Below are 23674 nucleotides of genomic sequence, written 5' to 3'. Positions count from 1 at the left end.
CCTGAAGCCGCGCGTGGTTACTCCGCAGGCACCAGCGGCTGGTCGTAATTCCCTTTGACGCGCTCCTTGGTCGGGTCGAAATGCGGATAAGACACAACCCGTGCCTTGAGGCGCTTCTGCTGTCCGTCAAGCTGTCCGATCTCGATCTCGGTTCCGGGTTCGGCATGGGTGACGCTGACCCGCGCGAGCGCGATGTTCTTGCCGAGGATCGGGGATTTCATCGCGCTGGTGACCTCACCCACTTGCGCCTTGCCGATCCGCAGGCAATCGCCGGGTGAGGCCACGACACCGCCTTCGACCTCAAGACCCACCAGCTTGCGATGCGGGTGCGCCTTGCGTTCTTCGAGCGCGGCCCGGCCAATGAAATCGTCATTCTTGGACTTGAGTGGCACGGTGAAGCCGATCCCGGCCTCCCACGGATCGGTCTGATCGTCGAATTCCGATCCGGCAAAGATCAACCCCGCCTCGATCCGCACCATGTCGAGTGCCGCGAGACCGAAGGGCGTGAGCCCCATCGGCTCGCCCACCTTCCAGATCGCATCGAAGACCTCGACCGCATCCTTGGGATGGCAGAAAACCTCATATCCCAATTCGCCGGAATATCCGGCCCGGCCCAGCACGACCGCGGTGCCGCTCACATCGCCAAGACGGGCGACCGTGAAACGGAACATGCCAAGTTCGTCGACCGTCGGGTTGGTCGGCGCGGTCCAGAGCGCCTCCTTCAGGATATCACGGCTGAGCGGCCCCTGGATCGCGACGTTATGCAGATGATCCGTCGAATTGCGCACCCAGACGTTCAAGCCAGAGGTGCGCGCCTGTTCCTGTAGCCACAGACCGGAGGTGTCATTGCCGCCGATCCAGCGGAAATTCGTCTCTCCCAGGCGGAAAAGCGTCCCGTCGTCGATCATCCCGCCATGCTCGTAACACATCGCGGTGTAGGTCAATTGTCCGACCGCCAGTTTCTTGACGTTGCGTGTCACGCATTTCTGCATCAGCTCTTCGGCGTCCGGCCCTGTCACCTCATATTTGCGCAGCGGCGACAGGTCCATGATCGCGGCCTTTTCGCGGCAGGCCCAGTATTCGGCAATCGCCCCGTGGTTCGACATCTGATTGGGCAGCCAATAGCCCGCATATTCCACGAAGTCGCGCGTATGACGGGCGAAACACTCGTGAAAACCTGTCTTCTTGGTCTCTTCCAAATCCGCCTCCGCTGATTTTCTGTAGCCGACCGAGCGGCCAAAATCCTCTGTTGCGCCATAGGTGCGCACCTGAATATCCGTGGGCTGCCAACCGTTTGCCGGATCCACATCGCAGGGACAGGCCGACGAGATGCAGACCAGATCGGTCAGCGCCTGCAAAAGTACGTAATCGCCGGGGCGCGACCACGGCTCGTCCATACCCAGCGCGTTGGTGTCATCGAGCATGGTGTTGAAAAAGAAGTTGATCGCAGGCCAGCCGCCACGCGGACGGATATCGTATTGCGCCAGATCCTTGTTCATGTTGTCCGAACAGTTCAGGTGGCCGGGATATCCCAGATCTTCGTAGTAGCGCGCGGTGCAGGCGAGGCCGAACATGTCATGACGCCCGCAGGTGTCCTGCACGATCTCGACCAGCGGTTCGTGATCGACGCTCCAGTATTTCGAAAAGATACCCGGCGTCGGGTACATGTTGCCCATCAGCGCGCGGGTCGTCGTCGGGTCGATCTCGCGCTCCAGCCCCTTGTCGAGGGCGCGCAGGGAAAACGCCTGGAAATCCGAGCATTCACGGCCCTGGATATCGAGGATCTGAATGAATTGCCCCTTCTTGACCGTATAGCTCTGCGCTTGGCCGGGCTGGATGTTGATATCTTCCAGCGGATCGGCAAGCGGGTCAGGGGCGGTGTGGGAGCCCTTGGCAAGCCCGGGATCGGCGCGGCGGATATATAGGATCAATTCGGTTGGCGGGTTCTGCTCGCCGGGGTGCATCTGCGCACCCGGGGCGGCCACGATCAAAAGGCCATCACAAGAGGCGGCAAATGTGGCCATATCCCCGGCATGAGAGCCCTCGGGAAAGATGCGGATCGCCTGCCCGCGGCCCAGGTCGAACCCGGCCTTGTCGAGCGCCGCCGCCACCCGCGCGCCGGAGCGAGACCCGTTGGCCAGAACCGAGATCACGCCATCGGGCCGGCCCTGCGAAGCGGCGCCAAGCATGCCCGCATCGGACGTACCGTCGGGCGTGAAGAACACAAGCTCGCCGGGTTGTAGGCCCTCGCGATCCAGGACCGAAATCTCGTCCCCTTTGTAGACCGGCACCGCGCGGGAACCGCCACCCGGGACCGGGTGCCGCTCGGTGCCATGGGGCAGGATAGGCAAGCCCGGCGTGACGACTCCGGCCCGCTCATACGGGGTCTGGAAGACGGGCGTGACATTCATGACGCGGCCTCCAATTCCGATTTGGAAATGTTATCGACCACCCCGCGATGGGTGACCACGATCTTGCAGCCCGAGGGCGAATGGCTGTCATGGGCAGAGCCGCCACTCAGCGAGATGAAATCGCCCGCGCGATAGGTAGTGCCATCGCAATCCACCAGATCCCCCTCGACCATGTAGAATTCTTCGGGTCCGTTATGCCGGTGCGGGTTTGATTTCGCGCCGGGCGCCATGATCATCAGGTAACTGCCCTGTCCGGTCGCCTCGTCATAGGAGATATTGTGCCACCAGCTGCCTTCGAGCGGTTCACCGTCGAGCATCATCGGCTCAAATACGTCGCGGTTGAACGCGGCAATCGTACGGTGTTCCGACAAGCTCGCCATCAGCTCAATCCCAGTGCTTTTTTGCGTTTCTGCGCCCAGTTCATGATCGTCAGATCAAAGGTCAGCGCCATCAGGGCCACGTTCATGCCCAACACGAAGTTCTTGCCCAGATCGGTGCCCGCCAGCGTGCGCTGCAATTCCTGGCCCAGATCCTGCGTACCGATGAAGGCCGCGATGATGACCATGAAGAAGGCGAACATGATCGCCTGGTTGAAGCCCACCGCCATGGTCGGCAGCGCCAGGGGCAACTGCACGCTAAGCAGTTTTTGCCGTTTCGTGGCACCGGACATGTCCGCCGCCTCGGTCATCTCCCCCGGCACGTTGCGCAAGCCTTCGATGGTGTAGCGCGTGAGCGGCACGGTGGTGAAGATCACGATCGACAGGACCACGGTCACGTCCGACACACCAAAGAGCATGATCGCCGGCAGGAGGTAGATGAAGCTTGGGAAGGTTTGCGCCGTATCGCACAGAAGCAGGATACGGGTTGACCATTTCTCGCTCCGCGAGGCGAAGATGCCCAGCGGGATACCGATGAACATCGACAGGATCACCGCCGAGATCACCGAATAGAGCGTGATGACCGACCGGTCCCACCAACCGCTGAACGCCACGATCGTAAAGAAGGTCGCCGCGAAGATCGCGGGCCGTTTGCCGCCCAGCCAATAGGCGAAGGACACGACCAGCAGGATGAAAGCGGGCGTCGGTATGTAGAGAAGCGCATTACGGAAGGGAATCAGCACCCAGACATTCAGGAAATAGCGCATCCAACCGGTGATGGCCTGCACCGCATCAATGGCAAGGAAGCCCTTGATCAGCGCATCCATTTCCTTACCCATCGACAGGGATTGCCGACGGCCAACCTTGTCGAGGATCTCGACAAATTGCGCAATCAGCAGGAAGGCCACGAAACCCACCACCGCCGCCACCAGGTATTTGTGACGCACGAACCACGATGTGCCGCGTTCATGATGTTCGGGCAGTTTGACCACCCACGCCTTGGAGAACCGGTCGAGCATCACCGCCACGAGCACGATGGTCACCCCGATCTCAAACGAACGGCCCAGTTTGAAGCTGTTCATCATCGCCAGGAGTTTACCACCCAGCCCCGGCATTCCGATGAAGGCGGTCAGAACGACCATCGCCAGACAGAGCATGATGACCTGGTTGACGCCCACGAGAATCTCGGTCCGGGCAGAGGGAATGTAGACCTTGGTCAGCATCTGCCAGCGCGTCGAACCCGACATCTTGCCCGCCTCAACGATCTCGGGCGAGACCTTCTTGAGGCCAAGCGCCGTCATCAGGACCATTGGCGGTATCGCATAGATCGTGGTCGCAATGGCGCCCGCCGTCGGACCCACCTTGAAGAAGATCACCGCGGGCAGGAGGTAGGTAAAGAACGGAATGGTCTGCAGGATGGCGAGGAAGGGTTTGACCGCCCGGTCGAACCAGTTCCACTTCCACGCCGCAATCCCCATCAGCAGGCCGATGAAAAACGCCAGCGGCGCGGCAACGGCCAAAACCGACAAGGTTTGCATCGCGATCTTCCACTGCCCCACCATCGCGGTCCAGACAAATGTGCCACCGCCCAGAAGCGCAAAACGCCAGCCGCCCAGGTAATAGCCGATCACGGCGGCCACTGCCGCCACGCAGGACCATGGCAGCGGGCCAACGAAGGGCCAGCGGTGTTTGCCTTCAAGCAGGTTCGCGGTGAACCCCAGCATGAAATCAAGCGGCCCTTCGGCGAACCAGCGCGTCAATTCGTTGATACGGAGGGTTTCGATCACGATCACATTGAAGAAATAATCGAGCCAATCCGCCAGGGGCGGTATCCAGCTTTCCGGCAGACGAACAAGGAAATCAGGCAGAACCGGTCGCGCCAAGGTCAATACCAACGCCAGACCGACCATAAGCTGCACGATGCGCATCGGGGGCAGCCCCGGTGTGTCCGTGTCAATTTTCGTTGCGATATCGGCCATTAGGTGTCTTTTCCAAGGAGTACATCCAAGGCCTCCTGGCGGTTCATGACGCCGATCAACTCGCCTTTCTTGTTGGCCACCGGGAGTTCCTCACGCGCATCGTTCACCAACTGCCGCGCGAGTTGCAGGATGGTATGCCCGGCGCGCACCGGCTCGCCCTCGGGGGCGGTCCCGTTCACCGGGTTCGCCAACACCCGCGCGTGAACCACACGCGATTTCTCGATCTCTTCGGTGAACTTCTCAACATAAGGCGTCTGCGGGTTCAGCACGATCTGATCCGGCGTGTCGCATTGCTCGACCGCGCCGTCTTTCATGATCGCGATCCGGTCGGCGAGGCGCAGGGCCTCGTCGAAATCATGGGTAATGAAGACGATGGTCTTGCCCAGCATCTCCTGCAGGCGCAGGAACTCATCCTGCATCTCACGGCGAATGAGCGGGTCGAGAGCCGAGAACGGTTCGTCCAGGAACCAGATGTCAGGCTCAATCGCCAGGCTTCGCGCGATGCCAACGCGCTGCTGCTGTCCACCCGAAAGCTCACGCGGGAAATACTCTTCGCGGCCCTCAAGGCCAACCAGTTTGATGACCTCAAGCGCGCGCTCGCGCCGGTCATGTCTGTCCTGCCCGCGCATCTCAAGCGGGAAGGCCACGTTATCAAGCACCGTCCGGTGCGGCAGCAGGCCGAAGGACTGAAATACCATGCCCATCTTGTTGCGGCGCATCTCGATCAGGCCGTTTTCATCCAACTCGCCAATGTCCTGGCCATCGACTTCGATGGTCCCGCCGGTGATGTCATGCAACCGCGAGAAGCAGCGCACCAGGGTTGATTTGCCGGACCCCGAAAGGCCCATGATGACCAGCATCTCTCCACGGCCGACCTCGACCGAGACATCCTTGACGCCGGCGATGTATCCGTCGGCACGGATTTCGTCGAAACTGCGGCCCGGCGCCATATCTGCCAAGTATTGCTTGGGGTTCGGGCCGAATAGTTTCCACACATTCTTGCATGAAATAACGGGTGTGGAGTCGCTCATTCTGGAGGCTTCCTTCCTTGGAAGTCACAGGCCAAGGTGACGAAATTGCCTGCCTGGGTTGGAAGACCCGCCCGAAACCAATGGCGGACGGGCAATCGTAAAAGGGTGGGTGCGACCTGCCCGGATAATTCCTCCGGGCAGATCAAAAAACCGTCTTAGCTGCCAGAGCTCAACCAGCCCTTCCAGACATCCGGGTTCTCTTCGAGCCAGACTTCGGCGGCTTCATCGGGCTCCATCTCGTCGACATCAACCAGCTTGGCCATTTCGGCGATCTGCGGGTTGGTGAAAGAGATCTTCTCGAGGATGCCATATGCGCTCGGCCATTTCTCTTCCATGCCTTCCCACGCGGCCTTTTTCAGGTAACCGGTCGCCGGGTTGCCACAGTCATAAAGCGCATCCGGGTTCGGACCCACGGCCGGATCTTTGTCACAGCCATCTTCCCAGGCCGGGAACTCGACAAACTCACCGGGCCAAACGGCCTCGGCAAAGTTCGGCGTCCAGTTGAAGACAACAACCGGCTTCTTGTCGGCTTCTGCCGCACCGATTTCTGCCCAGAGTGCCGCAGCCGATCCGGCGTTGATAACTACGAAGTCCATACCAAGGGCTTCGACACGCTCTTTACCGTGCTTCAACCAATCAACCGGCCCGTCAAGATAGCGGCCCTTGTCCCCTGTTTCTGCCGTGGCAAAGACGCTGGCACAGTCATTCAGAGCCTTCCAATCGGGCAGACCCGGGCAAGCGTCCTTGGTCCACATCGGGTACCACCAGTCTTCGCGCGTGACCGCGTCATGGTCACCCACGTCGACGATCCCACCCTTTTCGAGAGCGGCACGGAACGATGCACCAAAGGCGCCTTCCCAGACTTCGAGTTCAAGCGTCACGTCACCGAGGCGGATCGACTCGTAGACCGCCTGGCTGTCGGTTGTGACGAATTCGACGTTGTTGCCGTTCTGCTCAAGGATCTGGCCAACGACGTTGCTCATCACGATCTGGCTGGACCAGTTGTGGATCGGGATGACGATCGGATCCGAACTGTCCGCCGCATAGGATACGGTTGCCGTGGCCAGGGCCAGCGCAGATGCCGTCATAAGGATTGTGGTTTTCATACTAACTCCCCATTAGCGTTTTGGAGGCACCCCTGCAGTCCGGGCGCCTGTTTTTAGACCTTCAGTATGGCGCATTAATTTTGCGGGCGTGATTCTAAAAAACTTTTGCTTTGCCCAACAAAAAGTTTGGCAAAGAAGGTGATCAGCACTAGTTTTCCTCGGCAGGAGCTTTTCCCGCGCCGCCTGAATCGAAAGACAATGCTGAAAAATCGCTCTGCGCTGCCACGACTGGATTACCTGATCACCTTTCAGGTGGCCGCCGAGCTTGAGAGTTTTGCCGCGACCGCGAAGGAACTGAACGTCAGCGAAACCGCGATCAGCCGGAAGATGAAACTCCTCGAGCAGCATTTTGATTGCGCGCTCTTCGTTCGCGGCCACAGGTCGGTCCGCCTGACGGAACAGGGGCGCAAATTGCTCAACGGTGTCACGCCCGCGCTGAACGGCATCGCCCGCATCTCCGAGGAGATGATGACCGATCACGCGCCGGCGACGGTGCGCATGTCGGCCACCAACTCGGTCTCATCCCTCTGGTTAATGCCGAGACTGCGCAAGTTCAGGCAGGCAAACCGCAACATCACGATCTCTCTTATGTCGAGCGATCAGGATGCCGAATGCCTCACAGACAATTTCGATCTCTCGATCCTGAGGGGGGATGGCAACTGGCCCGGCTTCAACGCCAGGCTCCTCTTCGGCGAAACGGTTTTTCCCGTCTGCGCGCCGACCTATCTGAATAACCACGACACCATCGCGGACACCGCCACGCTCATGAACCACGCGCTGATCGAGGTCAGCAACAATCATACGGAGTGGCTGAACTGGAAAACCTGGCTGGCGCATAAGGGTCATGACCCGGACAAGGTGCGCCACTCCACCTTCGTGAACACCTATCCGCTGGCGATTCAGGCGGCCATTGACGGTTTGGGTATTTCCTTGGGCTGGGGCCACCTTGTGGATCATCACCTGCGGTCCGGCAACCTGATCCGGCCGCTCGACGCGGAATATGTCCGCACGAACCACGGCTACTATCTGCTGACCCGTCAGGGGAGCACCTCGCCCGGCGAAAGCGAGGTCGTCGCCAAGTGGCTGTTGCAGGAAAGCGCCGCCCGCAAGCGGTTCGACGCGACCTAGCCCGCGTCAGCCATCCCCGCGCCGGATCAGCACATCCACATGCGCCGCCACACTGGCCGCCAGTGCATCGAGGTCATATCCGCCCTCAAGGCTACAGACGACCCGCCCCTTGCAATGCGCTTCGGCAAGATCGCAGATGCGGTCGGTGATCCAGGCGAAATCACTCTCGGTCAAACGCATGCCCGCCAGCGGGTCGGCCGCGTGTGCATCGAAACCGGCGGAGACGATGATAAGCTCGGGCTTGAACTGATCGACCGCCCGCAGAACGACGTTATCCATAACATCGCAAAACGTCGCGCTGCCGGTGCCATCGGCGAGCGGCACATTCACCACATTGTTGGCCACGCCGTTTTCATGCGCATGGCCGGTGCCGGGAAAGAGCGGCGATTGATGGGTTGAGCAAAACAGGATCCGTGGGTCGGCCTCGACGAGATCCTGCGTCCCATTGCCGTGATGCACGTCGAAATCCACGATCGCCACGCGGTTCAGCCCGTGATGTTCAAGCGCGTGTTTGGCCGCAATCGCGACAGTGCCGAAAAAGCAAAAGCCCATGGGCGTCGATGTCTCGGCATGGTGTCCGGGCGGCCTGCAGGCCACGAAAGCATTGGCGACCTCCCCCGCCATGACCAGATCGACGGCACGAACGGCACCACCCGCCGCCCGGTGCGCGGCCTCGAGCGTGCCGGGCGACATGAACGTATCGCCATCAAGCTGTGCCCAGCCCTCGGCCGGGGCCGCGTCGCGGATCATCTCGATATACTCGCGCGGATGCACCAGCAGCAGGTCGTCTTCGGCGGCCATCGGTGCCTTGACCCGCTCCAACGTCTTGCCATCCAGCGCGGCCAGAATACGTTCGAGCCGCGCGACCTGTTCCGGGTGGCCCGGCGGGTTGACATGTTCAAGGCAGATGGGATGGGTCACCAGCGCGGTTGTCATGCGAATCCTCCGTGTTGCGCCACCAAGAAAGGCCAGTTCGCCAGTACTGTCCAGCCGGGCTTGTTGCGATGGTCCGCCCGTGCAAGAGTGAGGTAATGGAACCGGAAACAGTCGAGATCGCGCAGGACGCTCAGGAGTTCGCCCAGAGCTTGTGGGGACATGCCCAGGTATTCGTGGACGGGCTGATGCGCCCGTGGAACGCCTATCAGATCGCGATTGCCGTCGGCGCCTACGCGGCCGCTTACTGCATCGCCTATGTCCTCGGCCCGCGCATCCGCGAATGGCTACGTACCCGCGAAGGCTGGCCGAAATGGCGGATGCGCCTCGGGGTGCTGCTGCAACGTCGGATTCGCCTGATTGTCTTTGTCCTGTTGATGTGGCCGATCGTCTGGCTGATGCAGGAATTCACCTGGCCCAGCCGATCTTACCTCCTGAATGTCTTCGCAAGCCTGGCCACGGCGTGGCTCCTGATCGCCCTGCTGACGCGACTCATCTCGAATGGCCTCGTCCGCACGGTGGTGCGCTATGGCGGCTGGATCTGGGTGACGCTCATCATCCTTGATCTCTCCAGTGAGGCACAGGAATTACTGGATGATGCCGCGATAAATGTCGGTGAATCCCGCTTCTCTGTCTGGTTGGTCCTGCAGGCCATCATCGTCATCAGCTCGCTCTTTTTCCTGGCTCGTTTCATCTCGCGCACCAGCAGCGCGCAGATCAAATCAAACAAGGATATCTCGCCATCGATGCAGGTGCTGGCGGTCAAGTTCCTGCAGGTCCTGCTTTATGGTGCCGCATTCTTCATCGGCCTCAGGGCGGTTGGCGTTGACCTGACCGGCCTCGCGGTTCTCTCCGGTGCGATCGGTGTGGGCCTTGGCTTTGGCCTGCAAAAGGTCGTGTCGAACCTCGTCTCCGGCGTGATCATACTGATGGATAAGTCGATCAAACCCGGCGACGTGATTTCCTTGGGCGAGACCTTCGGCTGGATCAATTCGCTCGGCGCGCGGTATGTGTCTGTCGTCACCCGCGATGGCCGCGAATACCTGATCCCGAACGAGGATCTGATTACCGGACAGGTGGTCAACTGGTCCCATTCCAACGATTTCGTGCGGCTCGATATCTATTTTGGCACCTCCTATGGCTGCGACCCGCATCAGGTCCGCAAACTCGCCATCGCCGCCGCCAAGGGCGTGGACCGGGTGCTGAGCTTCAAGGCGCCGGTCTGTCACATCGTGGGTTTTGGCGACAGCAGCGTCGACTATATCCTGCGCTTCTGGATCTCGGATCCGACCGGGGGGCTCACCAACATCCGCGGCAATGTGTACCTGGCGCTTTGGGATACGTTTGCGGAAAATGACATCTCGATCCCCTTCCCGCAGCGGGAGGTTCGCCTGCTCGACGACGACGATGGGCAAGCTCCTGCCGAACCCGACGAACAAGGTCCGGCACAGGCGCAATCCGGCTGACGGCCCTTTTCTTGTCACAAAATATTGCAACATGATGTTTTTAGCGCACATTTGCGCGATGTCCGGCCACCGTTCGCAGCCATTCATTGAAACTTCATAAATGGATTGTTAACTTTGGATCATGTCCGGCACCGGGGCTTTGACGGTGCGCTAGAGAGGAGGACAATGTCCTGTCTTTTACTGTTGACGCGGCACCAGCCGCTGACAATGGGGCGCCGGTAATGGCCCCTGCAAAGAGCGCAAACAGCGAAACGCAGCTTGCGCGCATCCTGACCTCACTGACCGAAGACAAGGCCGAAGACGTGGTAGAGATTGATCTGCGCGGCAAATCGGCAATTGGCGATTACATGGTCATTTGTTCGGGCCGTTCGACCCGTCAGGTGGCCGCGATTGCCGAGAAACTTGTTGACCGGCTCAAGCATGATCTTGGCGTGCAGTCCAAAGTCGAGGGCAAGGATGCGGGCGATTGGGTGCTGATCGACACGGGCGACGTGATTGTCCATGTCTTCCGCCCCGAGGTTCGCGAGTTCTACCAGCTTGAGAAAATGTGGCTGCCCGCCGGGGAAGCCGCCGCCACTCAGGCCTGAATGCGCCTCCATATCTGCGCTGTTGGCCGGCTGCGCGCCGGGCCCGAGCGCGACTTGCTTGACGACTATCTTACCCGTTTTGACCGGACGGGCCGTGCGCTGGGGCTCGGCCCTGCGACGGTGCACGAGGTCGAGGACCGCAAGGGGGGCGGCATGACGACTGAGGCCCCATTGTTGGAACGCGCTATTCCAAAAGGCGCCGTGATCGTGGCACTGGATGAGCGCGGGCAACTTCTGAGTTCTCCGAAATTCGCGAAAAAACTGGCGGGATGGCGCGATGACGGGCGCGGTGATGTGGCCTTCGTGATTGGCGGCGCCGACGGGATTGCCCCCGATCTGCGAGATCGCGCCGATATCAAGCTGTCCTTCGGTCAGATGGTCTGGCCGCATATGCTGGCGCGGGTGATGCTATCCGAGCAGCTCTACCGCGCAGCCACGATCCTAGCAGGCGGCCCTTACCACCGCACCTGAGCAGCAGGCGGATACCCGCGACGGATCACATTTTCGCTGATCCGTGGAATTGGGTATGGAACGCGCTGCGGTGCAGCATTACCTTAATCATGGGAGGTCACCTTGCCCGGTTAGATCCGGACGCGACAAGGAGCCTAAGACCATGTATTTCCGACCGACATCCGCAAGAAACAGCATGCGCAAACTGCGGCGGTATGATTTGACCGAGATTGCCGCACATTTCCTGCGCCTGGATCAACCGACCCGCCGGGCGCGGTTCGGTAGCTTTCTCAATGACGATCTGATCGGGCGATATGCCACGCATTTCTTCGACGATGATCCGATTGCATTCGGGGCGTTTCGCGACGGTAAGCTGCGCGCCATCGGTGAATTGCGCAGCGCACGCCCGGGTTGGATGTCGGATGCCGAAATTGCGCTTTCCGTCGAACCCGGATGGCAGGGGCAAGGGATCGGCAGCGCGCTTTTCGAGCGTATCGTGACCGCCGCGCGCAACCGCGGCATGAAACTCCTGCATGTTCTCTTCCTCAACGAAAACGAACGCATGCGGCGCATCACCGCCAAACACCATCCCGAGCTTGAGTTTCATGGCGGCGAGGTCGAAGCGACGCTTGACCCGCCCTGGCCGACACCGTTTTCGATCGCCGAAGAGATGATCGACGATGCCAACGCCTATGTTCAATCCGTGTATGAGCGGGACCCCTGAGGTTACATTGCTGCATCGTGACGGGAAAACACCCGGTGTTAACGCAAACGCTGTTCACCCTGCACCCCATTGGCGTTAGAAGGCGCGCAATACGGCGCTGTCCGAAAAACCTGGCTCACCCGACGCTGCCCGAAATCGCGGATTTCAACGCAGAAAAGGAGGCCGGTGGCTCGCACAACGCTTCAGGCAGGAGCAGTCATGACAACACCCAAACCCGTCGTCCTGTGCATTCTCGATGGCTGGGGCCTTTCGGACACGTCCGAAGGCAATGCACCCCTGTTGGCCGCAACCCCAACTTTCGACCGGTTGATGGCGACTTGCCCGAACGCGACGCTCGTCACCCATGGACCCGATGTCGGCCTGCCGGAAGGGCAGATGGGCAATTCCGAGGTGGGGCATATGAATATCGGCGCGGGCCGCGTGGTCGAGATGGATTTGCGCCGCATCGACCAGGCCATTCGCACCGGCAGTTTCGCCACGCTGCCCGGCATCCAACGGTTCGCGGGCAAGCTCAAGGCCACCGGCGGCACCGCGCATCTTCTGGGCGTGTTGTCCGATGGCGGGGTTCACAGCCATATCGACCACATGATCGCGGCAACACGGGCCCTGACCGATCACGGGTTGCGCGTGGCAATCCACGCCTTCACCGACGGGCGCGACGTGGCACAGATTTCCGCCAAGACCTACCTTGAGGAACTGCGCGACGCGCTGCCGGAGAACGCCCTTATCGCCACGGTGTCGGGGCGCTATTACGCTATGGATCGCGACAATCGCTGGGACCGCGTGGAACTGGCGTTCCAGGCACTGGCCAACGCCAAGGGCTATACCGCTGACACCGCCTCGGACGCGATTGACAATGCCTATGGCAAGGGCCGCACGGACGAATTCATCAAGCCGCGCGTGCTGGGCGATTATACCGGCATGCAGGATGGCGATGGCATCTTGTGTCTCAACTTCCGGGCCGATCGCGCCCGGGAAATCCTCGCCACTTTCGCTGACCCTGATTTCAATGCGTTTGACACCGGCCCCCGCCCGGATTTCGCGATTGTCAGCGGATTTACCGAGTATTCCCGCCGCCATGCGAGCTACATGGATTGCATCTTTCCCGATGAACGGCCGGAAAACACCCTGGCGGAATGGGTCGGCAAACAGGGCCGTACGCAGTATCATTCCGCCGAGACCGAGAAATACCCCCATGTGACCTTCTTCCTCAACGGCGGCAAGGAGGCCCCGGAGCCTGGCGAAGACCGCTACCTCGCCAACTCCCCCAAGGTCGCCACCTATGACCTGCAACCCGAGATGTCCGCGCCGGAAGTGACCGATCATTTCGTGGCGGCCATTGAAAAGGGCTATGACCTGATCGTCGTCAATTATGCCAACCCCGACATGGTTGGCCATACCGGTGACCTCGAGGCCGCCAAAGCCGCCTGCGAAGCCGTCGATCAGGGGTTGGGTCGGGTGGTTGCCGCACTGGAACAGGCCGGTGGCGCGATGATCGTGACCGCCGATCACGGCAATTGCGAGGTGATGATCGACCCGGATACCGGCAAACCGCATACCGCGCATACCCTGAACCCAGTGCCGGTGATCCTGCTAGGCGGCCCGGCGGAGGCGCGGCTGAAGACCGGACGCCTTGCGGATCTGGCGCCGACGCTTCTGGATCTGATGGACCTGCCAACGCCGCCTGAGATGACCGGCCGGAACCTGATTTCATGCGGCTGATCGCGGGTGTTCTCGCGGTCGGCCTGATGACGGCACCGGCCCTGGCGCAAGACAACGGCGCCGCAGAGGCCGCCCGCGCCGCCGCCGACCGCCTGGCAGCGGCGGGCGTCCAGCTTGACGAGGCCGAAGGCGCGCGGGACCGGGTCAAGGCCCTGACCGAGACCATCCAGGCGTTTGAAAACGGGTTGGAGGCGATGCGCGACGGGCTGCGCCGCGCGGCCATCCGCGAAGAGGTCCTGAACCGGGAGTTGCAGTCTCGCGAGGACGAGATTTCGAAACTGCTGGGCGTTCTGCAATCCATGGGCAGCGCCCCATCGCCGGTGCTGCTTCTGCATCCGTCCGGCCCGGTAGGCACTGCCCGATCCGGCATGATCCTGGCCGATGTAACCCCCGCACTGAATACCCGCGTTTCCGAACTGCGCGACAAGTTGCAGGAGGTCAGCGTGCTGCGTGCCTTGCAGCAGAGCGCCGCTGACCGGCTGCAACAAGGCCTTGACGGTGCGCAAGAAGCGCGGACCGCGCTGAGCAAGGCGATTGCCGACCGCACCGACCTGCCGCAACGCTTCACCGCCGACCCGGTCAAGACCGCCCTGCTGATCGCTTCGACCGAAACGCTTGAAGGGTTTGCCAGCGGCCTCAGCCAGATCGCAACCGAAGAAAGCGCCAGCACCCTGCCTGATATCCTCGATCGCAAGGGCGCGCTGCCGCTGCCGGTCAAAGGCCGCATCCTGCGCCGCGCCGGGGAGGCCGATGCCGCGGGCATCGCGCGGCCCGGGATCGTGATGGCCACCCGCCCCCGCGCCCTGGTCATTACGCCCACCGCGGCAACGCTGCGCTACACGGGTCCGCTGCTGGATTACGGAAATGTGACCATCCTCGAGCCGCAGGCAGGGATTCTGCTGGTGTTTGCGGGGCTCGACGTGGTCTATGGTCAGGCAGGACAGGTCCTTTCCGCCGGATCGCCGGTCGGGCTGATGGGCGGAAATGATCCTGACCCCGGCGCTTTATTGCCACGCGACGGGCAGGAAACGGCTACCGGCCAGACGGAAACCCTCTATATAGAGGTGAGACAAGACAATACATCTGTGGACCCGGCTGAGTGGTTCAAGACTGACGAAGGATGACTGCGTGATGAAAAAATTCCTGATGGCCGCTGCGGCCGGAACCCTGACAGGTGTCGTGGTAACGACGCAGGTCGCGGGCCCATTGCTGGCTCAGGAAGCCGCCAAGACCACCAATGTCTATGAACAGCTTGACCTTTTCGGTGACATCTTCGAGCGCATCCGATCGCAATATGTCGAAGAGGTGGATGAGGCCGACCTGATCGAAGCAGCGATCAACGGCATGCTCACCTCGCTTGATCCGCATTCCAGCTACCTGTCGCCCGACGATGCCGCTGATATGCGGGTTCAGACACGCGGCGAATTCGGCGGGCTCGGCATCGAGGTCACGCAGGAAGACGGTTTCGTCAAGGTCGTCTCGCCTATTGATGGCACCCCCGCGGACGAGGCCGGGATCGAGTCGGGTGACTTCATCACCCACGTGGACAATGAAAGCGTCTTGGGCCTGACCCTCGACGAAGCGGTCGACCTGATGCGCGGCCCCGTGGGCAGCGAGATCGTCATCACCGTCGTGCGCGAAGGCGAGGTCGAACCCTTCGACGTGTCGATCATCCGCGACACCATCAAGCTGACCGCGGTGCGCACCCGCACCGAACAGGACACCGTGATCCTCCGGGTCACGACCTTCAATGACCAGACCTTCAAGAACCTTGAAGCCGGGTTGAAAGAGCAGGTCGAAGAGGCCGGCGGGCTCGATAACATCCGCGGCGTCGTGCTTGACCTGCGCAACAACCCGGGTGGGTTGCTGACCCAGGCGATCCGTGTCTCGGACGCCTTCCTTGAAAAGGGTGAAATCGTCAGCACCCGGGGCCGCAATCCCGAAGACGGCGACCGGTTCAATGCCACGCCGGGCGATCTGGCCGAGGGCAAACCAATCGTGGTGCTGATCAATGGCGGCTCGGCCAGTGCCTCCGAAATCGTGGCCGGTGCGCTCAAGGATCATCGCCGGGCCATCGTGGTTGGCACCAAGAGCTTCGGCAAGGGATCGGTTCAGACCGTGATGCCGCTGCGTGGCGATGGCGCGATGCGCCTGACCACCGCGCGGTACTACACGCCATCGGGCCGCTCGATCCAGGCGCTTGGCGTATCCCCTGATATCGTCGTCGAACAGCCGCGCCGCGCCCCCGAGTCCGAAGATGAGGATGCCGAGAACGAACGCGGCTTCCGGTCCGAAGCCGACCTGCGCGGACGGCTCAACAATGACAGCCTCAGCGAAGACGAAATCCGTCAGATCGAAGAAGATAACGCCCGCGCCGAAGAGGCCGCAAAGCTGCGCGAGGATGATTATCAGCTGGCCTATGCCATCGACATCCTCAAAGGGCTGACCGCGCTGAACGGCGCCGAGTAAGCTCAAGGGACAAGCCATCCTGCAAGCGCCGCTGCCTCCGGGTTGCGGCGCTTTTTTGTTGCGCGTGCCCGAGCAAAATGCGCGCAAAGCTGCCGGTGCTCTGGTATGGCTGCGGGCAAACCCTTATGTCTTTGCCAATACCATCAACCGGATGCCCGAATGACCCCCGAAGAGATCGCGAAACTGCCCTACCGGCCCTGCGTGGGCGTGATGCTGGTCAATAGCGGGGGACAAGTCTTTGTCGGCCAGCGCATCGACAACAACACCGCCGCCTGGCAAATGCCGCAGGGTGGTATCGACCCAGGTGAAACGCCTCGGGAGGCCGCGTTGCGGGAGCTTGGGGAAGAAACCGGCGTCAGCGCCGAGTTGGTCCGCATCGAGGCCGAAACGCGCGACTGGATTCCCTATGACCTGCCGCATGACCTGGTGCCGAAGATCTGGAAAGGACGGTTTCGCGGGCAGGAACAGAAATGGGTGTTGATGCGGTTCCTGGGGGCCGACACTCACGTCAACATCGCCACCGACCATCCCGAGTTTTCCGAATGGCGATGGTTGCCGCCGGATGAATTGGTTGCGCGAATCGTGCCGTTCAAGCGCGATGTTTACCGAAGTGTTCTGGATCAGTTTGGAGAGTTTCTATGAGACGCCTTGTTCTTCCTCTCGTTCTTTCATTTGCCGCAGGCCCCGCACTTTCGCTTTCGTGCCTGCCGATGGATGTGGCGACCAGCTTCAACGACGCCGTCGCGGCCAGCGAGCGATACATCATTGTGCATGGCACGCTCGAGTTTGACGAAGGCAAGCTGCCCGAGGTCGACATGGACCGACAGGATCAGACCCCGCCGCAAACCGATATCCCGGCCCGGCTCCGCGGCAAATCCTTGTCCAAGTCCGGGTTCAAGACCGATTTCGACCGCCCCATTACCCTGCGCGCCATGTGTCTTGGCCCATGGTGTGGCAGGGCTGTGTCGGGGACCGAGTATCTTTCGTTTCTGCAGATTACCGATGACGGCTACATGCTGGCCGTGAACCCTTGCGGTGGTTTCGATTTTGCCGAACCGACCGGGGCGATGCTGAACACGGTGAAACGGTGCTTCAAGGACGGGACATGCGCGAACTGAGCCTGCGCCGATCCCCCTAGAACGACCCAACCCGGCAGATGCCCCGCAGATTTTGTTCATGCAAGAATAGACTTGCACGAAAAACAATTTGGGGTTGTATAATACAACCGAATCACTCTTCGAAGTGGCCTTTAGTGGTTGATCTGGTCGCGCAGAACCCACTGATCTGACGGGGAAACGATCCTGAATTTAGGCCCCTCGCTATTTTTGGGGAGTTAAAATCCGCGAATACGAAACAAAATCTTAACATGTTATAGTTGTGTTAACTTTTCATTAACCACAGTTAACGAGGCTAGACATGCAAAACGAATGGATACTCGACGTTCTTGCCGATCTTAAGACATTCGCTCAACAAAACGGGCTGGCTGTCTTGGCTGAACAGCTGGATGATACACGGCTGGTAGCTGCAAGTGAGCTGGCGTTGACTGGGGAAGGAACGACTGCCGATGAACGCGGCCCCGCCTATGCGGCTGGATACAATATTGGAGGCCTTGGAAGGCGCCTCTGAACTGAGCGGCCTGCAAACGGCCATTGAACGTCTACGGGAATACTTCAAAGTCGATCACATGGTGTATCACTGGGTCAGTGGCGCCGGCGATCAATACGGATGCGGCACCTATTCGCAGGAATGGGTGCAGCGTTATCTTGAAAAGGAATACCTGCGAATCGATCCGGTCATTCAGGGCTGCTATCAGAGATTTCACCCCGTGGACTGGAAACGTCTGGACTGGTCCAGCAAGGCCGCCCGCGCTTTTCAGCAGGAAGCAATCGACTATGGCGTTGGAAACCAAGGTTTTTCCGTGCCTGTCCGTGGACCCAATGGACAATTCGCTCTCTACACTGTCAGCCACAATTGCGATGATGATGCCTGGGCGTCCTTTACCGAGGAAAACCGCCGTCACCTGATCCTGATCGCGCATTACTTCAACCAAAAGGCGCTGGATTTTGAACCTGACCGCAAGCCCGAACCATCGCAGCCCCTCTCCCCGAGGGAGATCGACGCGATCACGCTTCTGGCGATGGGGTACAGCCGCGCACAGGTGGCCGAAACGCTCACGATCTCGGAACACACCCTCAGGGTCTATATCGAATCGGCGCGTTTCAAGCTGGGTGCGATGAACACCGTACATGCGGTCGCCCGCGCCCTGACCCGCGGCCTGATCGTCATCTGAGGCCGCCCAGATTTCGGTCCCGGGCGGGCCGGGGCCATGGCGCATGAAACCCCGCCGCGCCGCCCGGAACGGCCGCGGGAAACTCTTTACGCACCGTGCGCTCCTCCGACAGCCCGTTAACACACGCCCCCCATTTTTGGTCGCGAAAACCAGAAAAGGGGACGCCAATGCTTCGCTACATCTATGGAAACGACCTTCACAAACACCCGATGCTTTCGGAAACCATGTTTCAGGACCGCGCCGATCAGTTCAAGGAACGGCTGGGCTGGGAGGTCAGTGTCGATGAGGCGGGCCATGAGCGCGACGATTATGACAGCCTCAACCCTCTCTACGTGATCTGGGAAAACGAGGACGGCACCCATGGCGGCTCCATGCGCCTTTTGCCGACCACCGGCTCGACCATGGTCAACGATTACTTCAGCCACCTCAACAACGGCGTGCATATCACCAGCCCGCTGATCTGGGAATGCACCCGTTTCTGCCTCTCGCCCAATGCCGGGTCCCAGTTGGCCGCCGCATTGATGCTCGCCGGGGGGGAGATCATGCGCAATTTCGCGATCAAGCATTATGTCGGTGTCTTCGATGCCCGCATGGTCCGGATTTACCGCGCCATCGGATCCTCGCCCGAAATCGTGGGCTCCGAAGGCGAAGGCCGCGACCGGATCAGTGTCGGGCTTTGGGAGTTCACCGACGAGGCCCGCGCAAAGGTTGCCCGGCGCGCCGGGATCACGCCGGAACAGTCCGAGGCGTGGTTCAACGCCAGTTTCGGCCCCAATCAGCCCGGCCATCCCTATCGGCAGATGTCCCACGCCCCCCTGCACCAGAGCGGCCTGGGTCGCGCCAGCGCCTGAACCCGCACGCAGGTACTGGCCACTGGCAGGGCGCGGCTGTAGGGTCGCGCCATGTCTGAATCCACTCTCGCCTTCTCCGACGATCAGGCCGAGGCCCATGACCGCATTTCGGCCATGTTGCGCAGCGCCGGAATTGATCTCGACGACAGCCTGCTGACCCCGCCGCGCGACGGCAAGGACAGTGTCATGGCCGTTGTGGGCAAGGCCGGATCGGGCAAGACCCTGTTGCTGGCGGCGCTCTACCATGCGCTCGAAGAGGCTGGGGTCGATGTGGTCTCGGGCGATTACGAGGGGCGGCGGCGCCGGGACCGCCGGACACTTGCCATTCTTGCCCCGACCAACAAGGCCGCCTCGGTCCTCCGGATGCGCGGTGTCCCGGCAACAACCATCCACCGCATCCTCTACACGCCGGTCTACGACCCGGAATACGAAAAGATCGCCGAATGGCTGGCCGGGCAGGGCGAGCGCCCCGAAATCGAAGGACTGACCGATGTGGCGCTTGACCGGGCCCATGCGTTTTATCAGACCAACAAGTCGATCCCCGGGGCGCTGGCGGCCGCTGGCCTGCGCGGGTCGGATTTCATCACCGGCTGGAAACGGCGCGAAGAGCCGCTTGACGTGGGCTTCGTGGATGAGGCGTCGATGCTCGATGACAAGCAATTCGACGACCTCAAGGAGATCTTCCCGACGCTCCTGCTCTTTGGCGACCCGGCGCAGCTCGCCCCGGTCAATCAATCGGGCTCCATGGTCTTCGACACGCTGCCCGCCCCTGCCAAGCTCGAACTGCACCGCGTGCACCGTCAGGACGCGGATAACCCGATCCTCGATCTTGCCCATGCCCTGGCCGATCCCACCCTCGATTTCCATGGGTTCGAGCGGATGGTCGAAGAGGCCGCCGCGCGCGATGACCGCGTGGTCATGGCCCAGCGGGTCGAGGTTGACCTCATGGCCCGCTCTCCCGTGCTCGTCTGGCGCAACGCCACCCGCATTCGCCTCATCAATGCGTTCCGGTCCGTCTATGGCGCGCCGGAGACCGAACTGCTCGAAGGTGAGCCGCTGATCTGCGACGGGATCGAACTGCCACTCAAACACCGCAAGAAACGCCTCGACCTGGAGGCCCGCGGGCTCATCAAGGGCGCGCAGGTGATCTACCTCGGCCCCGGTCGCAAGCCGGGTTTTTCGCGACTGCATGTCATTGGCGCCGAAGACCCGCAGGTCAGCGCCGCCTCGATCGTCAAGATCGAGAAGCCGGATGAAGAAGAACCGTTCATCCCCTTCGCCGCCCGCATGGGCGCAACCTTCCTGCACGGGGCGGCGGTGACGATCCACAAGGCCCAGGGCAGCCAGTGGAACGATGTGCAGGTCTTTGCGCCGGACCTCTACGCCGCCTCGCGCATGGGCCGGACCGAGGCCGGGCAACCGCTCTGGAAACGGCTGGCTTACGTGGCCATCACCCGCGCCGAAACCCGGCTTCACTGGGTGGTGCGCAACCGGCTGTCGAAACCGGCGGGGCAGTTGCGCATCGACGATCTGCGCGTTGCCCCGGCGCCGCTTGAACTTGAGGCAGAAGAGACATGAAAACGATCCTGATCACCGGCGCCAGTTCGGGCATCGGCGCGGCCACCGCCAAAACCTTCCTCGAGGCCGGATGGGTGGTCGGCCTGCTTGCGCGCCGCGAAGACAGGCTGCGCGCAGTGGCCGGTGGTCATGACACCGCGATCCCGCTTGTCGCCGACGTCACCGATGCCAAGGCGACGGAGGCCGCTTTCGGGGATTTCACCGCACAAACCGGCCGCCTCGATGTGCTCTTCAACAATGCCGGGATGTTCGGTCCCTCCGGCCCGATCGACGAAATCCCGCTTGAGGCCTTCGATGACGTGATGGCCCTCAATATTCGCGGCATGTTCATCGCCGCCCGCCTTGCGTTCGGACAGATGCGGAACCAATCGCCGCAAGGGGGCCGGATCATCAACAATGGGTCGCTCTCGGCCCACAACCCGCGCCCCGGCTCCGTCTGCTATACCACGTCCAAACACGCGATCACCGGGCTGACCCGATCGCTATCGCTCGATGGACGTGCTTTCGACATCGCCTGCGGCCAGATCGACATCGGCAATGCCAAATCGGAACTGGTCGAAGACCTCAACAAACGGGCGCAGGCGGCCAATCCCGAACAGCCATTGATGCCGATGATGGAGGTCGACGACGCTGCGCGCTCGGTCCTGCACATGGCCGAGATGCCCACCAGCGCCAATGTCCAGTTCATGACCGTGATGGCGACCAAGATGCCCTATATCGGCCGCGGCTGAACACCACGGGCACCAATTGAGCGTCCCTGGTCGCCTTGGGGCGGCCCGAGGAAGCAGCGCGGAGCGCGTATGAAAAGCGTGCGCGGCAGCGCACTCAATTTGGGAACGGTCCTATCCCCGGCGCAGGAACTGGAATGCCGCCGCGGCGCCCCAACCTGCCGCGATGGCGATGGCCAGCGACATAAGCCCGTAAAGCATCGGCTGCTCACGCGAGAGGTTATAAAGCCACCGTTCCAACCCGACCTTGCGCACATCAATCGTGGTCTCGTATTGCGACACGACATAGCCGTTCCGGGTCAGGAAAATCCGCGTGGCATAGGCTCCTTCGGTCAGGTTCGAGGGCAGCTTGATCGACGTCCGGAACAGGGTCTGCTGATCCAGAACCACGCCGCCTTCCAGAAGCTGATAGGTGTTGTTCTTCTTGCGGATGCGGATCACCGCCTGGGAAAAGCTCTGCGGATTGGACACATGCGGCGAGGCACCCACCAAGCGGATCGCCTTGGGGATCGTGATCCGGTGGCGCAGATCCTCGATCTGGGCCAGGACTTCCTTCAACGGTCCGGTCGTCGCAACCGCATAGAAGCTCGGCGCTTCCTTGACCTCCACCGCATCGGTATTGACCCAGATCCCGAGCTTCTTTTCCTTCCGGCGCACGGTGAGCGGCACCGACGGGCCGGCAATCGCCACGATCACCTCAAGCGGCTCATCAGGGATTGGCGCTTCGCGTTTGACCGCGCCAAAGACCAGAAGCTCAGAGCCATCAAACGTCGCCGTGATCGCCACCTCGTCGGCGCTGAGGCCCAACACGACCTCTTCCGCCTTGAGAGGCAGCGCCGCCAGACACAGGATGAGGACCAGACGCAGCATCAGTGCCCCCCAACCGCGCCAATGGAGTACAACTCAGACGGCATGATCAGCAGATCCAGCGCCAGCTTGGCACAAACGGCCAACACCATCATCGCCAAAAGGATGCGAAGCTGCTCCGCCTTCATCCGTGTGCCGATCCGCGTGCCGACCTGCGCACCGACGACGCCGCCGATCAGCAACAGCACCGCCAGCGCCACATCCACGGTATAGTTCGTCGTGGCGTGCAGCATGGTCGTGAAACCGGTCACGAAAATGATCTGAAAAAGCGAGGTGCCGACAACCACCTTGGTGGGCATGCCCAGCAGGTAGATCATCGCCGGCACCATGATGAAGCCGCCACCCACACCCATGATCGCCGCCAGGATACCAACGCAGACGCCCACGATCAGGGGCGGGATCACACTGATGTAGAGGCCGGAGGTGCGAAACCGCATCTTGAACGGCAACCCATGCACCCAGTTGTGTTTCTTGCGCTTGGGCGCCTTGCCGGATCTTGTGTTGCGAATGGCCCTGAGGCTTTCGACGAACATCATGCCGCCGATGATGCCCAGAAAGACCACGTAGCAGAGCTTGACCAGCAGATCGACCTGCCCCAGCGATTTGAGGTAGTTGAAGACAACAACCCCCAAAGCGGCCCCGACAAGGCCGCCTATGAGCAGCACCGTTCCCATCCTCAGATCAACGGTCTTTCGTCGTAAATGCGCCAGCACACCCGAGAAGGACGAGGCCACGATCTGGTTGGCCTCGGTCGCCACCGCAACGGCCGGTGGGATGCCGATGAAGAACAGCAAAGGCGTCATCAAAAAGCCGCCGCCAACCCCGAACATCCCCGACAGAATCCCGACAAGACCGCCCAGCCCCAGGAGGAGAAAAGCGTTCACGGAGACTTCGGCAATGGGAAGGTAGATTTGCATGAAACGTCCTAGCGCCAGATTCGCTTGGAATGCAAGGCAGGAAGGCGCTGAAATCGTCTC

23 protein-coding genes are annotated in these 23674 nt (G+C 61.2%); 15 read left to right on the top strand and 8 right to left on the bottom strand.

Annotated elements, in window-relative coordinates; all coding sequences use genetic code 11:
* Positions 1–17: 17 nt before the first annotated feature.
* The 5 genes from RBB29_RS14575 to RBB29_RS14555 form a co-directional block, all read right to left on the bottom strand.
* The gene (locus RBB29_RS14575) at positions 18–2411 is read right to left on the bottom strand and encodes a DUF1989 domain-containing protein (protein ID WP_306114572.1); all 2394 of its coding nucleotides are present in this window, start codon (positions 2409–2411) and stop codon (positions 18–20) included.
* Positions 2408–2791 (bottom strand): cupin domain-containing protein, encoded by a 384-nt coding sequence (locus RBB29_RS14570; RefSeq protein ID WP_306114573.1) that lies wholly within the window; start codon positions 2789–2791, stop codon positions 2408–2410. The genes RBB29_RS14575 and RBB29_RS14570 overlap by 4 nt, the downstream gene beginning before the upstream one ends.
* Positions 2791–4767 (bottom strand): proline/glycine betaine ABC transporter permease, encoded by a 1977-nt coding sequence (locus RBB29_RS14565; RefSeq protein ID WP_306114574.1) that lies wholly within the window; start codon positions 4765–4767, stop codon positions 2791–2793. The genes RBB29_RS14570 and RBB29_RS14565 overlap by 1 nt, the downstream gene beginning before the upstream one ends.
* The gene (locus tag RBB29_RS14560) at positions 4767–5798 is read right to left on the bottom strand and encodes a glycine betaine/L-proline ABC transporter ATP-binding protein (RefSeq protein WP_306114575.1); all 1032 of its coding nucleotides are present in this window, start codon (positions 5796–5798) and stop codon (positions 4767–4769) included. Before RBB29_RS14560 ends, RBB29_RS14565 begins: the two co-directional genes overlap by 1 nt.
* Before the next feature lie 155 nt (positions 5799–5953).
* Positions 5954–6886 carry an ABC transporter substrate-binding protein gene (locus RBB29_RS14555; protein ID WP_306114756.1) on the bottom strand — a complete coding sequence of 311 codons (933 nt, stop codon included), beginning with the start codon at positions 6884–6886 and terminating at the stop codon, positions 5954–5956.
* Positions 6887–7102: 216 nt separating this feature from the next.
* Here RBB29_RS14555 and RBB29_RS14550 point away from each other — a divergent pair, with 216 nt between their 5' ends.
* On the top strand, positions 7103–8032 hold the full coding sequence (locus RBB29_RS14550; protein WP_306114576.1) for a LysR substrate-binding domain-containing protein: 930 nt from the start codon (positions 7103–7105) through the stop codon (positions 8030–8032).
* Between the two features lie 6 nt (positions 8033–8038).
* On the opposite strand, the gene RBB29_RS14545 is transcribed toward RBB29_RS14550, so the two are convergent.
* Positions 8039–8968 (bottom strand): histone deacetylase family protein, encoded by a 930-nt coding sequence (locus RBB29_RS14545; RefSeq protein ID WP_306114577.1) that lies wholly within the window; start codon positions 8966–8968, stop codon positions 8039–8041.
* 95 nt (positions 8969–9063) lie between these two features.
* Here RBB29_RS14545 and RBB29_RS14540 point away from each other — a divergent pair, with 95 nt between their 5' ends.
* The 14 genes from RBB29_RS14540 to RBB29_RS14475 all read left to right on the top strand — a co-directional run bounded on the left by RBB29_RS14540 (position 9064) and on the right by RBB29_RS14475 (position 21833).
* On the top strand, positions 9064–10431 hold the full coding sequence (locus tag RBB29_RS14540) for a mechanosensitive ion channel family protein (RefSeq protein ID WP_306114578.1): 1368 nt from the start codon (positions 9064–9066) through the stop codon (positions 10429–10431).
* 221 nt (positions 10432–10652) lie between these two features.
* Positions 10653–11018, top strand: a complete 366-nt coding sequence (rsfS, locus tag RBB29_RS14535) for a ribosome silencing factor (protein ID WP_306114579.1) — start codon at positions 10653–10655, stop codon at positions 11016–11018.
* On the top strand, positions 11019–11489 hold the full coding sequence (rlmH, locus tag RBB29_RS14530) for a 23S rRNA (pseudouridine(1915)-N(3))-methyltransferase RlmH (protein WP_306114580.1): 471 nt from the start codon (positions 11019–11021) through the stop codon (positions 11487–11489). It abuts the gene before it with no gap.
* Positions 11490–11664: 175 nt separating this feature from the next.
* Positions 11665–12192: a GNAT family N-acetyltransferase gene (locus RBB29_RS14525; protein WP_306114581.1), complete on the top strand. Its 528-nt coding sequence runs from the start codon at positions 11665–11667 to the stop codon at positions 12190–12192.
* 198 nt (positions 12193–12390) lie between these two features.
* Positions 12391–13914, top strand: a complete 1524-nt coding sequence (gpmI, locus tag RBB29_RS14520; RefSeq protein WP_306114582.1) for a 2,3-bisphosphoglycerate-independent phosphoglycerate mutase — start codon at positions 12391–12393, stop codon at positions 13912–13914.
* Complete coding sequence (locus tag RBB29_RS14515; RefSeq protein WP_306114583.1) at positions 13905–15038, top strand: murein hydrolase activator EnvC; 1134 nt, start codon at positions 13905–13907, stop codon at positions 15036–15038. Before gpmI ends, RBB29_RS14515 begins: the two co-directional genes overlap by 10 nt.
* Before the next feature lie 7 nt (positions 15039–15045).
* Positions 15046–16383 carry a S41 family peptidase gene (locus RBB29_RS14510; protein WP_306114584.1) on the top strand — a complete coding sequence of 446 codons (1338 nt, stop codon included), beginning with the start codon at positions 15046–15048 and terminating at the stop codon, positions 16381–16383.
* Between the two features lie 159 nt (positions 16384–16542).
* Positions 16543–17025, top strand: a complete 483-nt coding sequence (locus RBB29_RS14505; RefSeq protein ID WP_306114585.1) for an RNA pyrophosphohydrolase — start codon at positions 16543–16545, stop codon at positions 17023–17025.
* A complete protein-coding gene (locus RBB29_RS14500) occupies positions 17022–17501 on the top strand; it encodes a hypothetical protein (RefSeq protein ID WP_306114586.1) in 480 nt (159 codons plus the stop codon). The genes RBB29_RS14505 and RBB29_RS14500 overlap by 4 nt, the downstream gene beginning before the upstream one ends.
* Positions 17502–17799: 298 nt before the next feature.
* A complete protein-coding gene (locus RBB29_RS14495; protein WP_306114587.1) occupies positions 17800–18009 on the top strand; it encodes a hypothetical protein in 210 nt (69 codons plus the stop codon).
* Positions 17948–18673: an autoinducer binding domain-containing protein gene (locus RBB29_RS14490; protein ID WP_371931505.1), complete on the top strand. Its 726-nt coding sequence runs from the start codon at positions 17948–17950 to the stop codon at positions 18671–18673. The genes RBB29_RS14495 and RBB29_RS14490 overlap by 62 nt, the downstream gene beginning before the upstream one ends.
* 167 nt (positions 18674–18840) lie before the next feature.
* Positions 18841–19524, top strand: coding sequence for an acyl-homoserine-lactone synthase (locus RBB29_RS14485; RefSeq protein ID WP_306114589.1), 684 nt, complete (start codon positions 18841–18843; stop codon positions 19522–19524).
* A gap of 51 nt (positions 19525–19575) precedes the next feature.
* Complete coding sequence (locus RBB29_RS14480) at positions 19576–21102, top strand: AAA family ATPase (RefSeq protein ID WP_306114590.1); 1527 nt, start codon at positions 19576–19578, stop codon at positions 21100–21102.
* Positions 21099–21833 carry an SDR family oxidoreductase gene (locus tag RBB29_RS14475; RefSeq protein WP_306114591.1) on the top strand — a complete coding sequence of 245 codons (735 nt, stop codon included), beginning with the start codon at positions 21099–21101 and terminating at the stop codon, positions 21831–21833. The genes RBB29_RS14480 and RBB29_RS14475 overlap by 4 nt, the downstream gene beginning before the upstream one ends.
* Before the next feature lie 111 nt (positions 21834–21944).
* On the opposite strand, the gene RBB29_RS14470 is transcribed toward RBB29_RS14475, so the two are convergent.
* Complete coding sequence (locus RBB29_RS14470) at positions 21945–22700, bottom strand: TIGR02186 family protein (RefSeq protein WP_306114592.1); 756 nt, start codon at positions 22698–22700, stop codon at positions 21945–21947.
* Positions 22700–23614, bottom strand: a complete 915-nt coding sequence (locus tag RBB29_RS14465) for a sulfite exporter TauE/SafE family protein (RefSeq protein WP_306114593.1) — start codon at positions 23612–23614, stop codon at positions 22700–22702. The genes RBB29_RS14470 and RBB29_RS14465 overlap by 1 nt, the downstream gene beginning before the upstream one ends.
* Positions 23615–23674: the final 60 nt, after the last annotated feature.

The organism is Roseovarius sp. MMSF_3359 (assembly GCF_030733385.1).
Taxonomy (GTDB): Bacteria; Pseudomonadota; Alphaproteobacteria; order Rhodobacterales; family Rhodobacteraceae; genus Roseovarius.
Note: the sequence above shows the minus strand (reverse complement) of the source record. Positions and strands in the feature narration are given on the sequence as shown.